The organism is Arthrobacter sp. CP30, from assembly GCF_053470025.1.
Genome location: NZ_JBQEMM010000009.1, coordinates 117717 through 139519, shown reverse-complemented (window position 1 = coordinate 139519; position 21803 = coordinate 117717). Strand labels below are relative to the sequence as shown.

Sequence of the window (21803 nt, the reverse complement as noted above, 5' to 3'; positions counted from 1 at the left end):
ACGATGTGGATCCGGTGACACCGGGAGTGCTGAGTCCCGATTGAGGGTTTCGTCCGAGAGTGGACACGGGGACCGACGGGTTAGTGCTTGGCAGCTCAGGCGCGGGGGAAGAACTCACGGGATCGTGGGCTTGATGACGTACCCGGCGCCACGCACGGTGTGGATCATCGACGGACGTCCGAGGTCGATCTTCTTGCGCAGGTAGGAGATGTAGAGCTCGACGATGTTTGCTTGACCGCCGAAGTCGTAGTTCCAGACGTTGTCGAGGATCTGGGACTTGCTGAGCACGCGGCGGGGGTTCTCCATGAGGTAGCGCAGCAACTCCCATTGGGTTGACGTGAGTGTGATGTCCTCGCCACCGCGGGTCACCTCCCGCGTGTCGACGTTCATGATCAGGTCTCCGACGACGAGTTCTGCGGAGTCCGATGCCGCGACCCCGGAGCGCTGCACGAGCCGGTGCAGGCGCAGCATGAGTTCTTCCATGCTGAAGGGCTTGGTGACGTAGTCGTCCCCGCCGGCGGAGAGCCCGGAGATGCGGTCCTGGACGGCGTCCTTTGCTGTCAGGAACAGCGCGGGCACGTTCGGTGCGAAGGCGCGGATTTTCTTGAGGGCGTCGATCCCGTCGACCCCGGGCATCATGACGTCGAGTACCAGCACATCGGGGCGGAAATCGCGGGCCGCGGACACCGCTGTGGCGCCGTCGTTCGCCGTGGTGACGCTCCATCCCGCCATGCGCAGCCCCATGCTGACGAGCTCCGCGAGGCTGGTTTCGTCGTCGACGACGAGGGCCCTGATGGGGGTACCGTCCGGGTGGGCAAGGCGCGGAAGGTTGTCGATCATGGAGTGGTGCGAGCCGTCGGCCATTATGTCTACCTTGGTGTCTTTCATTATGTCGTCCATCGATGCCCGTGATGCCGGTGATGCAGACGGTGCCAGCGGTTGCGTGAGAGGCTGTGCGGGCCCGGCGTTGCGGTCCAGTATCCCGTACGGAGAACGGCGCACGGCGCACGGCGGGAGCGCCCGAGCGGCGTATTAGACGGTCAGGGGTCCGGCCGCAGCACCCTCATCGAGGGAGCCCCCGGTGTCCTGGCGCCGGATGAGCGCCTGCTCGGCGGGAACAGTCGTCTCGACGATCACACCGGCGCGGGCTTCCGACGCCACAGAAGTATCGGCTCCCACGGGCGCGAAGGCCGTGGTCCCGAGGACCGCGGCCAGGGCCATCGCGCTAATCGCGGCCCTGAAGCCCTTGCGTCCTACGGCGAGTTCCGGGGTGGGTCGGTAGCTGATCATGGTGTTCTCCTAGCTGGCTGTGGTTGTTCCTCCACTGTGCCGTCCGGGCTTAGGACGTGCCTATCCCGAAGCTGTGCAGCTGCTGTGCAGGTTGACATCCTCAGATCGACTCGGAGAGATTCACAATCGGCTGACGAATAGACGTCTGAGCGCCGGCCTAGTACGGTCTCGGTGCGCACGTGGTCGAGACACTTGGTGGCTCCTTACATGAGCGTGCCGTCCCGGGAGATAGACAAAAGTTCTGACGGTGTCTATCTCGCCGAGACGGCTGGTCCTTCACGTGCAGCAGCTGTTAGCCCCCACTCCGCGCGCGGTGGTGGTTATCCGCGACCTCCGCCGCCGAGGATGCCCAGCTCGAGCGCCTTGGCGGCGCCGTCGGCTTCGGCCTGGGTGAGAGATCCGTCCGTCACCGCAGCGTCGAGTCGCTCCTGCACTGCCGCGGATCGAGCAGCAGTCCTCTCCGCCTGAAGCTTATCGATGGCCGTCTGGACGGTTGCTTCATCCAGTCCGAGCGCCTCGGCCAGAGTCGCGGCGACAGCACTCTGAAGTGCTTCCCGGTCAGGCTTCTCGCCCTCGACGGCTTCGATGTCCGCCTCGGCGGCGTCTCTGGCGGCCTGCAAAGCGTCGGTCACCGCCGCCTCGTCGACGCCGAGCTTCGTTGCCAGTGCAGCGGCGTCGACACCGCCCTGTCCGCGTCCCTGTCCAGGTCCGTGTCCGGGTCCGCCCTTGCGGTCCATGGCTGTCTCGTCGCCGGTGGTGGCTTCCGCGGTAGCCGAAGACGTTGAAGTTGGGGCGGAGTCGGTGGTCGCCGCCGACGCCATGCCAGTAGCGCCGAGACTCACGCCGAGGACGACGGCAGCCGCGCTTGCTCCGAGGGCGATTTTCTTAGGGGTAGACATGATGTGCGTTCCTTACTGTGCCGCTACGCGGCCTTGGTAGTCGTTCCTGGTGGTAGTAGTCCCGATAGGAGGGACCACTACGAATCTGGGCCTGCACTTTAGGTGTGCCCTGTCGGGCACCTGTCGTTGGGCTGTGAACTAAGGGCGGTTTCTGTGCTGCGCTGCTGCTGGCCCCTGCGCGTTCTGAACCAGACTGACCAGCTGCATAGTGCTCGATATGGGTACGGACTCGGGCCAGTCAGCGCTAGTTTCTCGATGCGGGTGCCGGGGGCAGCGCTGGCTCAACGAAGGCGCCCAGCGTCTGCCGGGGCCTTCGTTGAGCTGTTGTACGGGTGTAGTGAAGGAGGTCCTGAGAGTTGTCGTTGCAGGAGTTAGGCGGTGAGGCCGTCGAAGGTGGGGGTGGCTTCTTCTCCGTCCCAGGTGACGCGGTAGGTGAAGGCTTCCTCGAGCGCGGCGGCGTAGGCGTCGGCTTGCTCCTGGGTGATGGTGCCCGACGCGAGGAGGTTGTCGATCGCAGGGCTCCACGATTCGACGAGTGCATCGACGAGGGTTTGCGTGCCGACGCCGAGCTCGTCGGCGATGTCGGAGAGGTTCTGGCCGGCTCCCATGCGCACGTGCAGTTCCTCGTGGGAGATGGTGAGGACCTCGTCGAGGACGTCCTGTACCGGCATGTGGCCGCGGTGCAGGTCCAACCCGGCGTCGCCGTAGGCTTCCTGGATCAGCGCGATGAGTTCGTCTTCGGTTGTGACACTGGAGGCATCGACTTCACCGCCCGGGCCGCCGGCAGGCATGCCGCCTTCGAGCGGTGTTCCGGTCCCGATGGTCGAGCCGGCGGCTGACTCAGTGGCTGTGGCGGAGGCACTGGAGGACGTGGTGGTTGCCGAGGAGTCCGTGGTCGAGCTGGCGGTGGTCCCGGCTGCGCACCCGGAGAGGGCGAGACCGGCCGCGAGGCTGAGAGCGGCGAGTTTCATCTTGATGTTCATGGTGTTGGCCCTTCCAGGCTGGTCCGAGTGGAGTTGATGGTTCAAGCCTCGAACCCGTTCCTTTCGAAACCCTATGAACCACCCATGGCTCGGATATGAGCAGATCTGCGCCGTCGGTGGGTCAGACACGCCGATCGAAGGGACAACCGCTCCCCCACTCCCTCGCTCAACTCATCGCTGCATGAAGATCGGTGTTGGCCAGGCATATAGGCATGGTTGGGGTTAATGCTGGTCACAGCCTGAGCAAAGCAAGTGCGATGAGCCTTGGTTCATGCGATCTTTCCGACGATTTGCCCTGACCGCTTCCACTGCTCTCGCCGCCACCGCGCTGACACTCATTCCTGCAGCATCAGCGCAGGCACACAGCCTGGACAGCAGTACCATCGCGGTGCGCCTGACTGAGGACTCGGCGGAAGCGACGGTATCGGTCGCGCTGGAATCTCTCGATACGACTCTTGGTACTTCCTACGCGACAGCGACCGAGCTGACCGAGGCTCAGGTCGACGCCATTGCCGGATACATCGACGAGCACCTCACGGTGACCGGGGCAGATGGAACCACATGGTCCGAGACTTACTCGGATGCTGTGGTGGAATCCGTCGAGGGAATTCAGTCGTTCAGTGTCGACGTCAGCTTCGATACCGGCAACGTCGACCCCTCGAGTCTGGTCATCGACTACGACGGCATCATCGAATCCGATGCTTCCCATGAAGCGGTCGTCGTCCTCACCGACGCAGCAGGCTCCATCTCAACACCAGGGGTCATCACAGCCTCCGACGAAACCCTAACCATCGGTGATGCTGTCGAACCGGGGCTGATGGACATGATCGGTTACGGCTTCCACCACGTCCTCAGCGGAGCAGATCATCTGCTGTTCCTCACGACACTGCTGCTCGTCGCACCCCTTGTTGTCAGCATCAGGGGGCGGTGGATCCCGCGCGCTGGATTCGGGCAATCGCTGCGCAATGTTGTCGGCGTGGTGACGGCTTTCACCATCGGACACTCGTTAACGCTCATCGCCGCCGCCCTTGGGTGGATCGCCTTACCGTCCGGGCCCGTAGAAATTCTCGTCGCCGCGTCCGTTGCTGTCGCAGCCCTCCACGCCATTAGGCCCCTCATCCAGCGCGGAGAAGTCCTCATCGCAGGCCTGTTCGGGCTGGTCCATGGACTGGCGTTCGCCCGTATCCTCACCGACCTCGGGTTCGACGGGACCCTGTCGATTCTCACCCTGCTCGCGTTCAACGTCGGCGTGGAGCTCGCCCAACTCGCGACCGTCGCCCTGATCTTCCCCTCCATCTACCTCATCTCACGCACCACGTGGGGCACACAGGTACGCACCGGGATAGCCCTCGTCGCCCTCACCGCTGCCGGGTTCTGGGTCCTGGACCGAACCGGCGTCCTCGCCAGTCCCATCACAGGACTCGAAGAAGCACTCATCAACAACTCCTGGGCCGTCGCTGCAATCCTCGCTGGCATCGCAATCACCGCCTGGCTGACAAGCCGTACTGCCACCGCATCTCGGCCAACCGGAACCACCTTCGCCCCAGAACGACCAGCCGCGATGCGACGAGCCGACAAGGTATACGGCCTCGGCCGGCATGGATACCTCAGCTCTGCACGCTTCAAAGGTGGCGCATAGCTGCGGCAAAGCCCTCCCATTGATAAGCCGTCGAGGCTGGAACTATTCCAGTCCACACACCGAGTGAGGCATCATGAGCAACATCCCAGAACCGGACAACACACCGGAAGGCCCCATGTACGAGGGGCGGCTCCTCAACCGGACAGAGGAGGAGGTCGTCGACCAAGGTGTCGCTTTCGACATCGGAACACTCGTCAGCCGACGCTCGATGCTCGGACTGTTCGGCGCCGGCGTCGGGGCTCTGGCCCTAGCTGCTTGCACGCCCAACACGACCCGGACCACCACCTCAAGCGCCACAGCCGGATCCACCGCGTCTGCGTCATCGGGCGCTTCGATCGTGGGAGAGATTCCGGACGAAACTGCCGGCCCTTACCCCGGAGACGGATCCAACGGTGCCAATGTGATTAAGGAATCAGGCATCGTCCGCACCGATATCCGTTCGAGCATCGATGGTGGCACCACAGCGGCCGGCGTACCGATGACCCTGACCCTCACCATTGTGGACATTGCCAACGGCAACCTTCCCTTCAAAGACGCCGCCGTATACGTATGGCATTGCGACGCCGCCGGTGGTTACTCCATGTACTCAAGTGGTATCGAGAATGAAACGTACCTGCGCGGCGTGCAGGTAGCCGACTCCAACGGCATCGTGACGTACACGTCGATCTTCCCCGCCTGCTACACCGGGCGCTGGCCTCACATCCACTTCGAGATCTACCCGAACGTTGCCGACATCACCGACTCGGCCAAAGCCATCGCGACCTCCCAGGTCGCCCTACCTCAGGACGTCAGCCAAACCGTATACGCCCTCACCGGCTACGAAGGTTCGACCTCTAATCTCTCCCGAGTCAGCCTGGATTCCGACAACGTCTTCAGCGATGACAGCGGCGCCCTGCAGCTCGCCACCGTGACCGGAGACTCGACCTCCCGATACCAGATCAGCCTCACGGTGGGAGTAGACACGACCACCACACCCGCAGCAGGCGGAGGAATGCGCGGCGGGATGGGTGGGACTCCCCCAGGAGGCATGGGCAGCACACCCCCTGAAAGTGGCCTCGGCGGGACGCCTCCCACCGACACGACCCAGGAAGCGCCGACCGACACGGCCACACCCACACCCGCCAGCTGAGCATCCCCGCATAGTGCGCGACCACACTGATGACGCATCAACGACGCGCCGCCTCTCGCATTCTCGCGCTCGAGGGTTCTATAGGCGGTCGTTCATGGGATGTATCTCAACGATCAATCACGTGGGCCTGATCGATTCTATGGATCACACCCTTGTAGGCCTCTATTTTTCGTTCGAGAGCGTCGAGGTGTCGACGAACTTCCGCCTGCCGCGCCATGACCGTCTCGTAATGCGCTTCTAGCAGCGCGAGCCGCTGTTCGTCAGTGGCTCCGGCCCGGTAGGCCGCCGCGTACTCACGCATCTCGGTAACGTTCATCCCGGTTCCTCGGAGCATGACCACTCCCGCAAGCCACGCCAGAGCTCTGTCGTCGTAGCGCCGCCACCCGTCCGCACTGCGATTGGGGGCGGGAGCGATTCCTTCCTTTTCGTAGTACCGGATCGTGTCGACGGTGATTCCGAGCAGATCAGCGGCGGCGCTGATGGTGACCGGTTGAGGAACCTTGGTGGCAGGAAGGAGCATCTTCCAAGTGTGGCATTTGACATGGTGTGTACACCATGGTCGAGGCTCGTGGTGTCCGTCCTTCCAACACGAAAAGAGACGCCAGCATGAAACAGATCACTCTGGGCTCGCAAGGCTTAACCACTTCCGCCCTCGGACTCGGATGCATGGGAATGAGCGCCTTCTACGGCGGTGCGACAGAGGCCGGATCCATCGAAACGATCCGCAAGGCCCTCGACCTTGGGGTCACCTTGTTCGATACGGCGGAGGCGTACGGCCCGTTTGAGAACGAGAAGCTTCTCGCGCGGGCACTCGGAGCCGACCGGGGGAAGGTCGTCATCGCGTCGAAGTTCGCCTCCGATTTCACCGACGACGGGACACCTCTGGGTCTGAATGGCTCTCCCGAGCACGCGCACCGTGCCATCGACCGGTCACTGCAGCACCTTGGTACTGACCACGTCGATCTCTGGTACCTGCACCGTGCCGACCCGAACGTGCCCATCGAGGAAACGATCGGGGCAATGAGTGAAGCCGTCACCGCGGGAAAGGCGAGCTATATCGGTGTCTCCGAAACATCCGCTGATACCCTGCGTCGCGCTCATGCGACGTTCCCCATCACCGCGATCCAGTCCGAATACAGCCTGTTCGAGCGAGACGCTGAGCACAACGGCGTCCTCAACACCGCCCGCGAACTCGGTATCGGCTTCGTCCCGTTCTCGCCACTCGGCAGAGGCTTCCTCGGTGGAACCGTCATGCGCAAGGCCGACCTGCCCGAGGGTGATGCCCGCCGCAACCTCCCCCGATTCTCTGATCAGGCCATTGAGGCGAACCTACGCATCGTTGACGCTCTCCGACTGATCGCGAAGGAAAAAAACATCACACCGGCGCAGCTTGCCCTCGCCTGGGCCATCCAAGCCGGCACTGTTCCCATTCCGGGAACGACAAAAGTCTCGCGAATGGAAGAGAACGCTGCCGCCGCCGACATCGAGCTGACCAGCGAAGACCTAGCCCGCATCGATGCTGTGTCGCCTCATGGAGCCGCTACCGGTGCGCGAAACACAGAAGCAGGAATGGCTCGCGACCGCGGCTGAACCTGAATGTCTTCAATCACTGATCGTGAGTCTCGAAGCGCTACTGCATCTTGAACAGGACTAGGGGGAATCCGAGACGGTGTCGGGGCGGGCGAGGTCCTGATGCTTCTCTGCGGGCTCCGGACACCCAGTGGGGTCTCGCTTGATTGGGAGCAACGCTGTGAGCTTCTGCTCAATTATTGCGCTCCTAAAGTTCGAGCAGAATCCGCCTGTGCCAAGAGAATCAGCGGCAGCTTGACGCGCCGCCGCCTACGGGAAGGAGGCGTTGTGGGGTGAATTCTCTTCTCGAGGAGATGGGTGCGTTTTACGGTAAGCCTCTTTATGAAGCGCGAGTTTGCGTTCCGCTTCCTTCCTGCATTCTCCTCGGGCTCGGAGTTCAGCGGGAGTCAGCGTTTCCCGCGGTGCGCGAGGCCGTGCCGGTCTTTGATGCTGCTTCATGGCGAGGCTTCTCTGGTCGGAAGGTGATGGATGGCTGTGACCGCTCTGAACATCGCTCTGCAGGCTGAGTCGGTTCAGGGGTGGGAAGGGGTGTGGACGACGAGGACAGGGCATTTCGCGTGAGCGACACAGGCGCCACTGACGGAGCCGAGGAGCAGCCCGCGGAATGTACCGTGCCCTCTGCGCCCGACGACGAGCATCGCGGCATCCTCGGAGGCTTTCACGAGAGCTTTGGCTGGATGCGCAAAGATCACCGTGCTGTCCAGGCCCTCAGGAGTGTCCTTACCGTAGGCGGACTCCAGCGCCGTTTTGAGATGGGCGTGGGCAGCGTCGGAGAATTCGCTGGTGCCCATTGGTACGTACCCGGGGTACTCCGCCGGATAGTCCCAGGCAGCGACGGCATGGATGGTGGCTCCTAGCGCTGGTGCGAAGGTGGCCGCATAGCGCAGTGCTTCCACGGATGCGTCCGATCCATCGACTCCGACAACGATGCGTGAGGGGGAATCGGTCGACATTGCGGCTCTCCTTTGTTGGTCGGTAGTACTTTCTTCCTTGTAGATTGCACCTCGCGTGCGCCGGTGCGTAGGGCCTTTGGGCCCGCCTTGTTTACGGTTGCTCCGTGACGCCTAGAGCAGTGCTATCAACGCCTAGGAGCCCCTAGTGCTGGCGAGAACATGGCTTCGGACCGAATCGAGGTTGAGGTCGAAAGGCCCTAGTCCCTGGCCCCTGCGCAGGGCATTGTCGGGTGACAGAACGGCGTGCATTCACTCGGATAGCCGGAGGGAGGCGGCGTGTGCGTACCCTGACCCGCGCGCAGATCGTTGTAGGGGTGGACGATTCTCCTTCATCGGTCAGCGCCCTGCAGTGCGCTCAGAAGCTGGCGCCGGCGTTAGGCGCCACGATTCGTGTTGTCATCGCGTGGGACTACCCACCCAAGTTCCCAGGCTATGTACCTCTGGATACGAGCGAATTCGCTGAGGTCGCGAAGGAGCACCTCAGTAACGCCCTGTACGCGGCGTTCAGAGGCGATGTGCCCGATGACCTCCAAAGCTCCGTCGTGTACGCACACCCTGTTCAGGCTCTGATTGATGCCTCCCGCGATGCAGCCCTTCTCATCGTGGGTCGGCACGGCCGCGGGTCCCTACACCACTTGTTCGTCGTATCGGTCAGCACAGCTTGTATTTCGGAGGCACGTTGTCCTGTACTCGTCGTGCGAGAAGCCCCTGGGTCGATCTGATGGATCGCCCCACTCCGATACGGCACTCTTCTCATGCCAGGCAAGGGCCTGCTGACGATGGACACCGTTGTGGACGAGGTCGCGGCAGGGTACTTACGGCGTAGCGGGTCGGGATCCTACAGAGGAGGGGTGCGGTGGTGCGGATAGAAGCTGACCATGAAGTGGTGGTGGGAGTCGACGGGTCCGAGGAGTCAATCGAAGCTTTAAGGTACGCAGGGACGCTCGCGCCGTTTCTCAACGCGACCCTTCACGTCATCACCACGTGGGACTACCCTGCCGCAGACCCGCTACTGATGCCCTTCGGCAGTGGTGAATTCGCCGATGTCACTCGCCGTGACCTGAACCGAGCCCTTGTCGCCGCGTATGGGTACGAGACGCCTCCCCGGCTGCGGACCACTGTGGTGTTTGCCCGCCCCGCCAGGGCACTACTTGAGGCCTCCCGCCACGCCGCCCTGCTCATCGTTGGGCGCCGAGGCAATGGCAGAGTTCCCGTACGTGGTCTTGGCTCCGTGAGCAGCGCCTGCGTATCCCGCGCTCAGTGCCCTGTTCTCGTTGTCCCTCGCCGCCTGGCTGACGGGGAAGAAGTCGTGCCAAGAACGGCAAAGCTCTTAGCACGGGGTAGAGACCAGATGCGGGCGAGAGGGATCATCTGAGCCTTACCGAAGGCCCTACCGGACGACAACGACGTTGCCGCGGGAATGGTGGAGGACAGCGTGGGCGGTGGACCCAAGTCTCGCACCCAGCGTGTTGCCTCCCTTGGCCCCGAGCACGACGCAGGCCGCGTTATGCGACCACTGGACGATTTCCCCAGGAACAGAGACAGCAACGACAGAGTCCCGGGTGTAGTGGACCTCGGGGTGCCCCTTGAGCAGGGCCGCTGCCCGGTCCAGCACAGCTGCCTCTTCCTCACGAGCTGTAGCAGGTCGCGGGTCTTTGGGATGGGGCTGCACGTGTAGAAGCTGGATATGCTTTCGCAGGGTGAGCGCGAGATTCGCTGCGAAAAGTACTGCCTGGTCGCTCTCGGTTGAACCGTCGACACCGACCAGAAGAATGTCGCGAGTGGGGCGGGCTTCGCGAACGACCATCACGGGGCAGTCCGCGCTTGCTGCGAGGTGGAAGCTCACGGACCCGATCAGTAACCCCGCGAATCCGCCGAGACCACGGGTGCCGATGACGAGCAGGGAAGCTTCTCGGGAGAATTCGGTCAGTGTCTTGGAGGGAAACCCGATGACCAGTCGCTGATGCACCGGAAGATCCGGCTCAGAACGAACCGCTAGGTCACGTCCTTCTGTAACAACTCGCTGCGCTTCCCGACGTAGCCCGCTGTCTTTGATTCCTGCCACGGGGCCCAGGTTCTGCGTGAAGTAGGGCCAGATCCACGCATGGACGACCATGAGAGGTAGGTGGGCTACCGCCGCATAGCGGGAAGCCCACAGAACCGCCTTCCGGGCATTTTCAGAGCCGTCATAGCCAACGACGACAGGCTTTCGCTCGAGGCCCCGGACCGAGAAGTCCGCACCGGAGGTCATACTGGAGCCGTCGTAACCTGATCGGCAACGGACGTGCATCCGGACTCATCCGCTTGGATTCGACTCCGGAGTGAACCGTGGGCGATGACGACCGGGCAAGCGGACCGCTCCGCGACTGAGGAACTAACGGAGCCCAGGAGAAGCCCGGCGAAGCCACCATGCCCGCGGGAGCCGACAACGACCATCAATGCGTGCTCGCTTTCGTCGATGAGCACTTGAGCCGCCGGTCCTTGAAGGACTCGTCGTTCCACCCGGCAGGGTGGTGCGTCTTGAAATGCGGCGGACAGTGCGTGATCGAGGGCGTTTTCTGCTAGTTCGTTGGGGTTCCAGTCGACGGGCGCAAAGGTGCCGAAGCCGATGGGGTACTGCCAGGCGGTGACTGCTCTAAGGAAGTCGCCGGCCAGTGGGACGAGGTGGGCTGCGAGTTCGAGTGCGGCGATGGATTGCTCCGAGCCGTCGGCGCCGACGACGATGGCGCGCGGTGTGAAGGATGATGTAGCGGTGTTCATCGTGGCGTCCTGCTTCCGGGTTCCGACTGTTGGACACATAGATCGTTGTACGGATGCCGGATGTCTTGGTAGGGCCGAAAGACCTGTCCGAGAAATCAGGGTCTTTCAGCCCTGACGGTGCAATGTCCTGCGGGTGATGATGGTGAGGATCGTAATCATGTGGATGACGAGGCCTGGTAGGAGCCCGGGCTTTGTCAGATTGGAGGATGTGCATGGACAGGGTCCAAACCACGCCAGGCGCGAAGATGACGGTTTTTCTCCTCGACGACCATGAGCTGGTCCGGCGGGGCCTGCGGGAGTTGCTCGAGGGTGAGGGTTTTGCCGTTATCGGAGAATCGGAATCTGCCGAGGAGGCTGCTCGTAGAATCCCGGCGTTGTCGCCGAATGTCTCGATCCTTGACGCGAGGCTGGCCGATGGTACGGGCATCGAGGTATGCAGGGATGTGCGGTCGGTCGACCCGTCGTTGGCGTGCGTGATTCTGACAAGTTACGACGATGACCAGGCGTTGCGGGGTGCTGTCATAGCCGGTGCAGCCGGATACATCCTGAAGGAAATTCTCGGATCTGACCTGATCGACAAAGTGCGTCGGGCGGCTGCGGGCGAATCGCTGTTCGAAGCAGGTGTGAAAGAACGGATCATCGCCGGGCTTCAGGACGCGCCAGTCGAGGACCCCCGACTGGTCGGTCTGACGAGCCAGGAGAAAAAGGTACTGGCTCTCATCGGAGCCGGGTTGACCAACCGCGAAATCGGAGCGGAGCTCTTCCTTGCGGAGAAAACGGTCAAAAACTATGTTTCCTCGTTGCTGTCGAAACTGGGTTTCCAGCGACGCACACAAGCTGCGGTCTTCATCTCGAGGCCGGCAGCGTCGCCCCGGTAGGTTCGAGCGGAATGTGGAGATGAACCACAGTTCCCTGCCCGGGTGTGCTGTCGATCGAGAGTGCGCCACCGCATAGTTGGGCACGGTGCTTCATGTTCGCCAGCCCGCTTTCGCGGTCCGGGTCCTCAAAGCCTCTGCCATCGTCGATGATCCTCAATTCCAGGTGATCCGTTGTCGACTTCAGGGAGACTGTGATGGCACGGGCTCCGGCGTGACGAAGGGCATTGGAAAGACCCTCGAGGAGAATTGCGCGAACATGATCAGCTGGCTCGCCGCGTACCGAGGTGTCCAGCGGACCGGAGAGTTGCAGGACAGGTTCAAGTTCGTGGCCGTCGAAGGCGTCGGCCACGAGGGCGAAGACGGTGGTGGTGAAGGTCGGGGTGACCTGCGGGACGGAACGCAATGAGTAGATCGTGTCTCGAAGTTCGCGGATGGTGGCGTCGAGTTCAGTCGTGATTGAACTGATACGGCCCAGCGCCTCCTCGTCCGGGGTGTATTTGCGGAGGCTCTGAATACTGAGGCCGGCGGCGAAAAGCCGTTGAATGACCAGGTCGTGCAAATCCCGTGCAATCCGGTCGCGGTCACCGAAGACCGCCTCCTGCTCCCTTTGGCGGTGAATCCGCAGAAGCTCCAGTGCGAGAGACACGTGAGACGCGAACACACGCATCACTTCGTGATCAACTTCGGTGAACAGTGGCGCCCCCGGAGCGCGGCCGATGAGCAGGAACCGCCGGTCCCCTTCCCCGGGGAGCCTGCAGCACAAAGCCGTTCCGATCCGGCCTTCGGCTGCGGGTAGCAGCTGCGCAATTTCGTGCGGGCTCAGAAGCGCCGGAGAGGGCGACATCGTCAGCGATTCCAGCAGCGAGGCACCTTGGCTTCGCCGCCCGAGGAGGCTTTCGACGTCAACTCCGTCTGCGGCTTCGCACATCAGTTCATGCTGGGTGCCGAATGCCCGAAGGACAGCTGCCAGGATGCTCTGCGATGAGTCGGCAGCGTGGGCCGAAAGGATCTCCAGATCGTTTCGGTCCTCGTCTTGCTGACCGAGCAGCTCCCTGACCGCGTTCAGTCCGCCCTCCAACCATCTCGTCCTGCGGTTGGCTTCGTCGAACAAGCGGGAGTTCTCGATCGCCACACCAGCGGCGGACGCCAACGAGACAAGTAGCTGCTCATCGGCGGCGGAGAAGTCCGCTCCCCCGTTCTTCTCCGTCAGGTAGAGGTTCCCGAACACCCGGTCATGGATGCGTATGGGAACCCCCAGAAAGGAGGTCATCTGGGGGTGGTGGGCCGGGAAACCGTAGGAGAGGGGGTGATCGCGTAGATCTGACAGTCGCAGCGGATGAGGCTCTGTAATCAGCAGTCCTAGGACGCCGTGCCCGGTGGGCAACGGTCCGATCCGGTGGATCTCATCGTCTTGAAGCCCGACGGTGATGAAGTGGCTGAGTCTCCGGTGCGGACCGATGACACCCAGGGCTCCGAAGCGTGCATCAACGAGTTGGCATGCTGCGGAGATGACTCGCTCCAGGACTGTGTCGAGTCCTAAGTCGTCTGCGATGGCAGCGAAGGCTGCCAGAAGGTGCTCGACCCCCGCAATCGATTGCCTGACAGAGTCCGCGGGAAGCTCCCCTGGATCCGTGATCATCAACTGCACTCCTTCGAAGAAGGCGCTCTACCTTCTCATTGACGTTCGATCTGCCGAGGAGGGGCGGCTCGTAGTCCTCGCTGACCGGTAGGGTCCGAGGGCCCTACTGGTCGGGCCGGTCAGTTCGTAGTGTCCGTATATGGAAGCTGAGAGTACACCTACGAAAATTCTTGCAGCTCATGAATGCTGGAGCTTGCTCCGTGATAGCCCGATCGGGCGACTGGCGTTCTGTGTGCAGGGAGAACCCGATATTCTCCCCATCAACTTCGTCGTCGATCACGGCTCGATTGTTTTCCGCACATCCGAAGGAACGAAGTCCCGCTCCTCAGAGAGAGCTGCCGTCGCCTTCGAAGCTGACGGTTTTCTCGGTGACGGCACTCGAGTGTGGAGTGTCGTCGTGAAAGGGCAGGCGTCGACCATCAACCAGACACCCGAGCTCATGAGGACGGTGCACTTGCCCTTGCACCCGTGGGAGGCGGGCCGGAAGGACCGGTACATGCGCCTGGTCCCCGAGACGATCAGTGGGCGCTCGTTCGCGCCGGTTTCGACATCGCCTTACCTTCAAGCGGTGGAGGCACACGATGAGTAAAAACCAGAGTCGGGCACGGAGGCTCCAGCAGCAGTGAATGGGTAACCGAGCCCAACGAGCTGATCGATCTGGCTCCTGCCCCATGCCGGCCGATGATCAGCAGGTCCGCGCCCGCGCCCTGTAGCGTGAGGGCCTGCAGCGGTGAGTGGAGGTCGTCCACGACCCACCGCACCGGCAGCGAGGGATGCCTCCTCCTCACCTCCACCAACATCGCCGACGCGCTGACGGTCATAGGTTCAAATGACGGACCCATGGCCGTCACCACGGTCAGGGAGGTACCAGCGGCATCAGCCTCCTCCGCAGCCCTCATGAGCGCCTCATAAGACGCCTGGGAACCGTCCACTCCTGCAACCACACCGCCCCGGTCTTCTGCCAATGACGGATGCAGGAACCGTGGCGGTACCACCACGACCGGTGCACCCGAATTCAGCCCTACCAGCAGCGCGACGGATCCTGCAAAGACACCGGTGCCCGGGTCCTTCCGATCAGCGCCGACGATGATCATGTCCGCGGATGCAGACATGCCCAGGAGCGCCTCGACAATTCCACCGCAATGTACGTACGTCGCGACCCGCAGGCCGGGATGACAGTGCACTACCCTTCCCGCTTCATCGCTGACAAGGTCCCGGCCGGCGATCACCTTGTCCCCGTACGCGGTTCCTGGTCTAAGCAGCGAAGGATCGGCAACGGCATGCAGAATCGTAAGCTGCACGCCGAGTGACACCGCCCTGCGGGCGGCCCAGTCCACTGCAGCCCGGTCCGTCACTGGATCACGCATCGCCACAAGCATCCGTTCCCCATGCGGGGTGGTCGGTGCAGCCGACACCCTGTCGGGCAGGAGAGTCGTCATGGTCGTGCCTCCGGATCATGATCAAGCTCAGGATCTTGGGCCTGAGACGGGATGACGACGGCTCGTCCCCGAAGGGTGCCGGCGTGGAGCGACTCGTAGGCGGGGCGCCTCATCAAGGCTGAAGCGTTCAATTTCGACCTTGATCCTGCCCGTGCGGGCCAGTTCCAGGACTTCAATGAGCTCGGATCGAGATCCCCAGTAAGGGGCTCTCGCCGATGACTCCCACGGCGTTGAAAAGAACCCGACCTGCACTGTCCCGGGGCCGACCCCGACGACGACGATCTCCCCGCCGACGCCAACGAGGCGGGCAGCGAGTTCTGTGGTCGATTGGATGCCGACGAAGTCAAAGACGGCCGCCGCGCCCCGTCCGCCGGATAGCGCGCGAATCTCCTCCTCAAGCATCAACATCGTCTCTGCTGCTCCGCCAGTCACGAACCCGAAGTGTGCTCCGACGGCTCGCGCCAGATCGATCTTGTCCCCGGCAGTGTCGAGCGCTATCACCAAACTGGGCGTGATCGCGCGGAGGATTTGCACCGCAACGTGTCCGAGACCGCCCGCGCCAATGACTATTGCTACCGATCCTGGTACCAGGATCGGCAGGCTCTTCTTGATCGCGTGATAGGGCGTCAGGCCCGCATCGGTCAAAGACACGCAGGTCACCGGGTCGAGGCCGCCCAACGAGACGAGGTGCCGCGCGTCGTCGACTAACAGGTACTCAGCCATCGCGCCAGGCGCACCAAGACCGGGTGGGCGGATACCTTGGACCGCAGCGCTCTCGCAGTAGTTCTCCTCACCGCGGGAGCACGCATAGCAGCGCCCGCAACCCCAGGGACCATAAACAAGCACCGACTCCCCGACGCTGATTCCCTTCACCCCCTCACCGAGAGATTCGACAATGCCGGCACATTCGTGCCCAAGGGTCAGCGGGAGCCCGTACACGTACTGCTCTTCCGGCAGACTCATGATGAACTCGTCTGAATGGCAGACCCCCGCAGCGCTTACACGAAGCAGCACCTCTCCCGGCCCAGGAACCGGTACGGGAACGTCAACGACCTCCGGGGCTCTGCCGATACTTCTGTACTGAAAAGCCTTCACGAGTGACCTTTCCCTCCGATAAGTCCTGCTCCCTGTCTTCTACGATCACAGACCGGTAACCGCTCGATCAGGGTCTTTCGGCCCTGATATCCATGCAGGGCTCCCCCGTAGCGTCGATATCAGCCACCCGTTACCGATGTGCCGGATGGCGTCACTCCGATCCCAGAGTGACGCGCAGGAACAGGACCGACAAGAGTGGGCGCGAGGCCCACATCATGGAAGGACCGCATGATGACAACGCCTTCACGTCAGGACAGCTACTGGGATAGCCCGGGAACACTGCACGCCTCCGAGGTGCTGACGCCGTCCCAGTGCTGGGCGTTGGCAACCACACAGACGATGGGTCGTCTCGGGTTCCTCCGCGAAGGGCTGCTGAACATATTCCCCGTCAACTATTTCGTCCTCGACGAGCACGTCTATTTCAGGACTAGGGCCGACGGTCTCATTGCGACCAGCTACCTCGAACACGCGGCGTTCCAAACCGACTTCGTGGATATGACCACACAGAGCGGATGGGCCATCCTCGTCAACGGACCCGCTACCCGGGTTCAGGACCCTGACAGGCTTTCCATCCTCTGGGGCAAGGTCGCTGAGGAACCGTGGGCACCAGGGTTACGCGACTTATTTTTCGACTTCACGCCGGAGCACGTGCGAGGCCGGCGGTTCCACACCACCCACTAAGCCGGCCTATCAATGCGCCCCCACCACACAGATAGTTCACACAGACAGATCATGTGAACAGACCAGGCGGACAGATCGGGTGCAAAGTAATGTCCCTTATTGGATCCCTCGATCTCCTCCACCGATCGGTGTCGATGGTGCCAGCTCAAGCATCCCGGCAAGCGCTCCATCTGGTTACTAACGAGAGAAGGAAATCATTATGGATCAGGACCAAGCAATACAGCCTGCGGTGATCTCAGTGCCCGGGAACAGCATCACCGCCCGGGCGCGCGCCGGGACCGGTCCCCGTCCCCTTACTCCAATGTGCCTGATGTGCGGTTCGGAGGACTCCCTGGTCTTCACCAAGTACACCGAACCCCTGACCCTTCCCAACGGGCGAGTGAAGCCCTCCCACGCCTGGTACTGCTGCACGCGCTGCGGACGCACCCGCGATCACACCGTCTCTGCCGGATGGCGCCCGCCCGGCTGGTTCTACTGCACCTGACGAGTACGGCCCATCGAGACGGCAGGAGTACATCGTGCACTTAAGTGTCCAGCGTAGCGGCGGCATCACGGGGGTGACGCGGCTATGGTCCGCTGAAATTCCGGAAGGCGAATGCCCCAGATGGGAAGCAGTTCTCGCGGACGTCCCTCAAAGCGTTAGCACGCGGCCGGATGAGCGCATGTACGACATCACCTTAGGAGGTTTCCATATCCAGGTCACCGAGAAGGATGCGCACCAAGGCCAAATTGCTCGACTGCTACGCGAAGTGCAGCAGACCGGTGCTGCAGCGGACCGGAGCGGATCTGATCTTCTCGCGAAGGCAGAAGCCCCGTCAAAGACACCTGCGTCAGAGAAAGCTGCCTCATCGCTCCATCCAGATGCCGCCACAGCCGCTTTTCATCCACGCCGCTTCTGATCCTTCCTACCGTCACCGAAGCGTAGTGCTGGTCACGTAGCCTACCTACCTGCCTACCTTTGTCAGAAAAGGAAATGCTGACATGGCAGGAGCCGACGTGTGTCAAAGCCGACGGTAGAGATCTACGGCTCCAAATAAAGAGGCTGCACGATCTGCAGGTTACGGGGCGCGGGGCAAGCCATGGTTGTCGCCAGACGAACTGTGAATGCCCTAGCACTCAGATCGGGTCGCACGGACTCCCATGCTTGTGCTCCGCTGAGATCGACGATGACAGTGCTGCCCTGAGCCAAGGTACCCGCACGGCGCACGACCAGGTCCAGTCCGCGCAGGTTCACTGACGTCACGCGGCCATGGACGATGATCCGCACTGTCCTCAGAGACGTATCTGTTGCAATCAGGACCTGAAATTTTTGCCCTACCGAAGACGGGTGGGCTGCCATGGACTTCTCGCGCAGAGATAGCCGGGAAACAGATCCGGGGCTGGTAGCAGCATGCGCTACAGCACCTGGGTCCGTGTTATGCGTCGCGGCGGAATGTGCTGCCGCCTGAGCCTTCGCTGAGGCGTTCACCGGTCTAGGGCCTCTACAGGGAATTGACGGAGAACTGGCGACACGGATGCAAGCGGCGGAGGGCTAGTTGTCAGACTGGTGGAAGAGCCCGCTGCACGAGCCTGTGCCCTGAGGAACACGACTTCCACTCCCGAGAACCTATGCTCCCCATGCTCGTCACTGCTGAGCTTTTCGCCGGTGGTCGCCTCCACACGGTTCACAAGTGTTCGTGGCAGGACAACCGTTCCGGGATTGCTGATCAACCACTGTTTCACAACGGAATCGAGCCCGACCCACAGCGTACTGATGGTATTCACAAGAGAACCTTCCAGTCGTATCAAAGACCTACCCCGCAGACACTGAGGCTTCCGCGGCGCAGCTCCCACAAAGGCACCCGTATCGGGCGATATCAGGTGAGTGCTATCCATCCCACCTCAACCACCGGACTACCGACAGGGCCGAAAGACCCCTTCGCGTCTTTATCGCTCACCGGACACAAGATCCCTGTGATCATCAATTGGAACCTCGTGCACGAGCTTCGCGTCATCGATTGCCGCTGACGTATCACTGGTAGTGACCTTCGGCTCTGGTTGCTGACCTCACCGGATTCCACGCTTGAAGCATGAGAAGCCACGGTGACGACCGACCTCAACCTCAACCTCAAGACAAGGCTGAGCCACAAACCGGGGGCATCCTAACGACTCTTCAAGCAGGCACTGCTGCTCCGAGACAGAGCACCTTGGGTTCGGTTGATGATCCGCTCGGCGTCCGATCCCTTGTGGAGCAGGCGATAAGGTCCGCTGCACAATGTGTCGGTCTGAGTGTGTCCATGGAAGGCGGAACAGTAATTCTTACCGGTACGGCCGCATCCTCGCAGGACAGATGCAGGGCCGGTCTAGCCTGCTGGTGCGATCCAATGGTGAGCGCCGTGCAGAACAATCTCCGGATCAAGCCTCAGTCCTGAGCGATGCGGTAATTCCACTGTTCCATTAGAACCCACCAGGTGTGCCCTACGCCCTCCAACAGTTGCTACTCGACTGCGCCATGCGGGGTCTCCGGCGTAGGATCCGCGACCGCCGACGGCGGACAGAAAGAACGGAACCTCATGCCAGTATCGACTCCGGATCGCCGGCGCACGACCGGTGAGACGATGCCGTGGATAGACCATGCCTCGCTTAGAGCATGCCGCGGTTAGACCATGCCGGTGGTGCCGAGGAGGGCGCCGACGAGGTAGGTGAACGCCATCGCCAGTGCGCCGCCGAGGACGAGGCGGAGCATGGCACGCCGCCGGGAGCTCCCGCCGACGTGGGCGCTGACAGCCCCGGTGATGGTCAGTGCCACCAGGACCGCGACGAAGGTCAGTGGTATGCGGACCTCCTTCGGCAGAAGGAGGATCGCGAGCAGCGGTAGGACGGCACCAGCCGCGAACGCTGCAGCGGAAGCTAACGCTGCATGCCAGGGGTTGACGACCTCGAGTTCGTCGATGTTCAGTTCGGCTGAGAGGTGGGCGGCCAGGACGTCATGACCCGTCAGTTCGACAGCAACCTGCCGGGCCGTGGCGGGCGTGAGGCCATTGGCCTCGTACAATCCGGCCAGCTCGTCGAGCTCACCGTCGGGATCCTCCCGCAGCTCCTGCCTCTCCTTCTCGATCAGGGCTTCCTGGCTGTCCTTCTGGCTACTAACCGATACGTACTCGCCCAGGGCCATCGAGACGGACCCGCCCACCACCGCGGCGGTGCCGGCGACCAGGATCGGCGCGAGGATGTTCGTCACGCCGGCGACTCCGATCACCGTGGCCGCGCCTGTTGGGTCTGGGCATAGCTCATGGCGATAAGGTCCGGGCCCGATTGCAGAAGGTCCTCACCCGCTTCTCCACCGGAACCGTCAAACGCTCCATCCCGGTAGCGATAGCGCTGTTCATCCTCGCAGCAGTCGTCCTGACCATCGCACTCCTCCCATAACCTGAGTGCGGCATCGGGTCCGCCGGACTCGGTGAGCGTCGGGCTGTCCCCCTCCTCGGCCGGCATCCGACCCGTACACGGAGATCACGGCTGAGGCGCCTATCGCGTCAGATGCTGGCGAGCCGGTATGGCTCGATGAGAAGTTCCTCGAGTTCGGCGCGGTCAATCCTGCCCAGCAGTACAAGCACCGTGCTCTCATCTCCCCTGCCGTAGGGGTCGACGAGGGATGGTTCCGCTTGCGCATGGATGAGCGCGAGGCTTTCCTCCGACTTCACGCTGAGGGTGTCCTCGTCGTACATCCGGGCGAACATGGTGCGCGCGAACCAGGCAGGCTGCCGCCACCTGATTTTCTCGACCAGGTCCGGAAAGCCCAGGCAGAGCGCCCGGACATCCGATTTGCTCAGCGCCGTCGAGTGACGGCACACCGCCGGTCGCCCGGCAGCGCGGTTGCTGCCGCGCACGGTTAGTCAGTCGACGGAACGACCTTCATTAGTTGGCGCTGCCGCCAGACACCCCTGGCGTGGCACGCTTACTGCGTGGATCTTGAAGTGACATCGGACTTGATCATTCCGGCGACCGAATTGCAGTGGAAGTTCTCAAGGTCGTCCGGGCCTGGCGGGCAGCATGTCAACACTTCTGACAGTCGGGTGCAACTCACCTGGGTGGCATTGGAATCGTCGGCGCTAAGCGATGAGCAACGGATGCGAATCGTTCACCAGCTCGACCGGAGCGTTGTCTCGGGCGCGATCACGGTAACGGTGTCGGAGCAGCGGTCCCAGTTGCGTAACCGCGAAATCGCTCTCAAGGCGCTCCGCGAAATTGTGGCCGCCGCACTTACCCCTTCGCCCCCTCTGCGCCGCGCGACGCGTCCCACACGCGGCTCTGAACGGCGCCGTTCGGCGTACAAGCAGCAGCGATCCGCGACCAAGCGACAACGCCGACGGCCCACCAGCGAGTAACGGCTCGCTGTGGCCGGTGCTTCGTGACGCACGCGGACTTAGCAACGAGGACGAGAAGCACACAGCAGCATGCGTTCACCACGCCCAATCTTGAGGCGGCTGCTCGGTGGCAAGCACCCGTCGGGTCGTCTTCTCGGAATGGGTGGTCCCGCATTCTCCGAATGGCCCACGTTTAGCGAATAGGACAACAGCGTGGCGGTCGAAGTGGTCGATCCACCAGGACGACACGCCACCGTTTGCTTGGGCATCAAGCCACTGCTCGTACAGCCCCCTGAACCGGTCGACGGCTTCTGGGTGGTTCCACCACCGGGAGCACCAGTACTGGTTTTGCGACCGATCCACGGACTCGAGTATTGCTACGAGGCTTTCCACCCAGTCCACGAGGTCTTCCGGGGTGTAGGTGAGCTCTGCCCCCTCGCCCTGACCGTTAGGTTCGGTACCACTCACGGTCGTGTTTGTAG

At 62.5% G+C, this 21803-nt stretch carries 24 protein-coding genes and 1 pseudogene; 11 read left to right on the top strand and 14 right to left on the bottom strand.

Annotation, left to right across the window (positions count from 1 at the left end; genetic code table 11):
• Positions 1-114: 114 nt before the first annotated feature.
• The 4 genes from ACTIMO_RS12980 to ACTIMO_RS12965 form a co-directional block, all read right to left on the bottom strand.
• The gene (locus ACTIMO_RS12980) at positions 115-888 is read right to left on the bottom strand and encodes a response regulator transcription factor (RefSeq protein WP_448182659.1); all 774 of its coding nucleotides are present in this window, start codon (positions 886-888) and stop codon (positions 115-117) included.
• Positions 889-1032: 144 nt separating this feature from the next.
• The gene (locus tag ACTIMO_RS12975) at positions 1033-1290 is read right to left on the bottom strand and encodes a hypothetical protein (RefSeq protein ID WP_448182658.1); all 258 of its coding nucleotides are present in this window, start codon (positions 1288-1290) and stop codon (positions 1033-1035) included.
• 320 nt (positions 1291-1610) lie between these two features.
• Positions 1611-2189 (bottom strand): hypothetical protein, encoded by a 579-nt coding sequence (locus ACTIMO_RS12970; protein WP_448182657.1) that lies wholly within the window; start codon positions 2187-2189, stop codon positions 1611-1613.
• Positions 2190-2560: 371 nt separating this feature from the next.
• Positions 2561-3172, bottom strand: a complete 612-nt coding sequence (locus ACTIMO_RS12965) for a hypothetical protein (protein WP_448182656.1) — start codon at positions 3170-3172, stop codon at positions 2561-2563.
• 271 nt (positions 3173-3443) lie between these two features.
• On the opposite strand from ACTIMO_RS12965, the gene ACTIMO_RS12960 reads away from it, so the two are divergent.
• On the top strand, positions 3444-4811 hold the full coding sequence (locus ACTIMO_RS12960) for a HupE/UreJ family protein (protein ID WP_448182655.1): 1368 nt from the start codon (positions 3444-3446) through the stop codon (positions 4809-4811).
• 73 nt (positions 4812-4884) lie between these two features.
• On the top strand, positions 4885-5940 hold the full coding sequence (locus ACTIMO_RS12955) for an intradiol ring-cleavage dioxygenase (protein ID WP_448182654.1): 1056 nt from the start codon (positions 4885-4887) through the stop codon (positions 5938-5940).
• Positions 5941-6046: 106 nt separating this feature from the next.
• Here the strand turns inward: ACTIMO_RS12955 and ACTIMO_RS12950 are convergent, their stop codons facing one another.
• Positions 6047-6460: a MerR family transcriptional regulator gene (locus ACTIMO_RS12950; RefSeq protein WP_448182653.1), complete on the bottom strand. Its 414-nt coding sequence runs from the start codon at positions 6458-6460 to the stop codon at positions 6047-6049.
• An 86-nt stretch (positions 6461-6546) separates the two neighbouring features.
• On the opposite strand from ACTIMO_RS12950, the gene ACTIMO_RS12945 reads away from it, so the two are divergent.
• Complete coding sequence (locus tag ACTIMO_RS12945) at positions 6547-7530, top strand: aldo/keto reductase (RefSeq protein WP_448182652.1); 984 nt, start codon at positions 6547-6549, stop codon at positions 7528-7530.
• A gap of 512 nt (positions 7531-8042) precedes the next feature.
• Here ACTIMO_RS12945 and ACTIMO_RS12940 read toward each other — a convergent pair.
• Entirely contained in the window at positions 8043-8483 is a 441-nt protein-coding gene (locus tag ACTIMO_RS12940; RefSeq protein ID WP_152812319.1) for a universal stress protein, read from the bottom strand.
• A gap of 230 nt (positions 8484-8713) precedes the next feature.
• Here ACTIMO_RS12940 and ACTIMO_RS12935 point away from each other — a divergent pair, with 230 nt between their 5' ends.
• Both ACTIMO_RS12935 and ACTIMO_RS12930 read left to right on the top strand, forming a co-directional pair.
• Positions 8714-9205 carry a universal stress protein gene (locus ACTIMO_RS12935; protein ID WP_448182651.1) on the top strand — a complete coding sequence of 164 codons (492 nt, stop codon included), beginning with the start codon at positions 8714-8716 and terminating at the stop codon, positions 9203-9205.
• 134 nt (positions 9206-9339) lie between these two features.
• A complete protein-coding gene (locus ACTIMO_RS12930; RefSeq protein ID WP_448182650.1) occupies positions 9340-9858 on the top strand; it encodes a universal stress protein in 519 nt (172 codons plus the stop codon).
• 15 nt (positions 9859-9873) lie between these two features.
• Here ACTIMO_RS12930 and ACTIMO_RS12925 read toward each other — a convergent pair whose 3' ends face one another.
• The gene (locus ACTIMO_RS12925) at positions 9874-10734 is read right to left on the bottom strand and encodes a universal stress protein (RefSeq protein WP_448182649.1); all 861 of its coding nucleotides are present in this window, start codon (positions 10732-10734) and stop codon (positions 9874-9876) included.
• Positions 10731-11243: a universal stress protein gene (locus ACTIMO_RS12920; protein ID WP_448182648.1), complete on the bottom strand. Its 513-nt coding sequence runs from the start codon at positions 11241-11243 to the stop codon at positions 10731-10733. The genes ACTIMO_RS12925 and ACTIMO_RS12920 overlap by 4 nt, the downstream gene beginning before the upstream one ends.
• A 212-nt stretch (positions 11244-11455) precedes the next feature.
• Between ACTIMO_RS12920 and ACTIMO_RS12915 the strand changes: the two genes are divergently transcribed.
• Positions 11456-12121 (top strand): response regulator, encoded by a 666-nt coding sequence (locus tag ACTIMO_RS12915; protein ID WP_448182647.1) that lies wholly within the window; start codon positions 11456-11458, stop codon positions 12119-12121.
• On the opposite strand, the gene ACTIMO_RS12910 is transcribed toward ACTIMO_RS12915, so the two are convergent.
• Positions 12090-13760, bottom strand: coding sequence for a GAF domain-containing protein (locus tag ACTIMO_RS12910; RefSeq protein WP_448182646.1), 1671 nt, complete (start codon positions 13758-13760; stop codon positions 12090-12092). The two genes, ACTIMO_RS12915 and ACTIMO_RS12910, sit on opposite strands and share 32 nt — an antisense overlap.
• A 139-nt stretch (positions 13761-13899) precedes the next feature.
• Here ACTIMO_RS12910 and ACTIMO_RS12905 point away from each other — a divergent pair, with 139 nt between their 5' ends.
• Positions 13900-14349, top strand: a complete 450-nt coding sequence (locus ACTIMO_RS12905; protein WP_448182645.1) for a pyridoxamine 5'-phosphate oxidase family protein — start codon at positions 13900-13902, stop codon at positions 14347-14349.
• Here ACTIMO_RS12905 and ACTIMO_RS12900 read toward each other — a convergent pair.
• Together ACTIMO_RS12900 and ACTIMO_RS12895 are read right to left on the bottom strand one after the other, a co-directional pair.
• Positions 14279-15199, bottom strand: a complete 921-nt coding sequence (locus ACTIMO_RS12900; RefSeq protein ID WP_448182644.1) for a universal stress protein — start codon at positions 15197-15199, stop codon at positions 14279-14281. The genes ACTIMO_RS12905 and ACTIMO_RS12900 overlap by 71 nt on opposite strands.
• 27 nt (positions 15200-15226) lie before the next feature.
• Positions 15227-16294, bottom strand: coding sequence for an alcohol dehydrogenase catalytic domain-containing protein (locus ACTIMO_RS12895; RefSeq protein ID WP_448182643.1), 1068 nt, complete (start codon positions 16292-16294; stop codon positions 15227-15229).
• A gap of 228 nt (positions 16295-16522) precedes the next feature.
• Here ACTIMO_RS12895 and ACTIMO_RS12890 point away from each other — a divergent pair, with 228 nt between their 5' ends.
• The 3 genes from ACTIMO_RS12890 (at position 16523) to ACTIMO_RS12880 (ending at position 19386) form a co-directional block, all read left to right on the top strand.
• Entirely contained in the window at positions 16523-16975 is a 453-nt protein-coding gene (locus tag ACTIMO_RS12890) for a pyridoxamine 5'-phosphate oxidase family protein (protein WP_448182642.1), read from the top strand.
• 662 nt (positions 16976-17637) lie between these two features.
• Positions 17638-17874 (top strand): hypothetical protein, encoded by a 237-nt coding sequence (locus ACTIMO_RS12885; RefSeq protein ID WP_152812333.1) that lies wholly within the window; start codon positions 17638-17640, stop codon positions 17872-17874.
• 1170 nt (positions 17875-19044) lie between these two features.
• Complete coding sequence (locus tag ACTIMO_RS12880; RefSeq protein ID WP_448182641.1) at positions 19045-19386, top strand: BON domain-containing protein; 342 nt, start codon at positions 19045-19047, stop codon at positions 19384-19386.
• Between the two features lie 227 nt (positions 19387-19613).
• On the opposite strand, the pseudogene ACTIMO_RS12875 reads toward ACTIMO_RS12880, so the two are convergent.
• Together ACTIMO_RS12875 and ACTIMO_RS12870 are read right to left on the bottom strand one after the other, a co-directional pair.
• A pseudogene (locus ACTIMO_RS12875) lies at positions 19614-20222 on the bottom strand (VIT1/CCC1 transporter family protein); the annotation flags it as partial.
• A 268-nt stretch (positions 20223-20490) separates the two neighbouring features.
• A complete protein-coding gene (locus ACTIMO_RS12870) occupies positions 20491-20844 on the bottom strand; it encodes an MmcQ/YjbR family DNA-binding protein (RefSeq protein ID WP_152812338.1) in 354 nt (117 codons plus the stop codon).
• 75 nt (positions 20845-20919) lie between these two features.
• Between ACTIMO_RS12870 and arfB the strand changes: the two genes are divergently transcribed.
• Complete coding sequence (gene arfB, locus ACTIMO_RS12865) at positions 20920-21342, top strand: alternative ribosome rescue aminoacyl-tRNA hydrolase ArfB (protein ID WP_191931577.1); 423 nt, start codon at positions 20920-20922, stop codon at positions 21340-21342.
• Positions 21343-21417: 75 nt separating this feature from the next.
• Here arfB and ACTIMO_RS12860 read toward each other — a convergent pair whose 3' ends face one another.
• Positions 21418-21789, bottom strand: a complete 372-nt coding sequence (locus ACTIMO_RS12860; protein WP_191931578.1) for a DUF4913 domain-containing protein — start codon at positions 21787-21789, stop codon at positions 21418-21420.
• Positions 21790-21803: the final 14 nt, after the last annotated feature.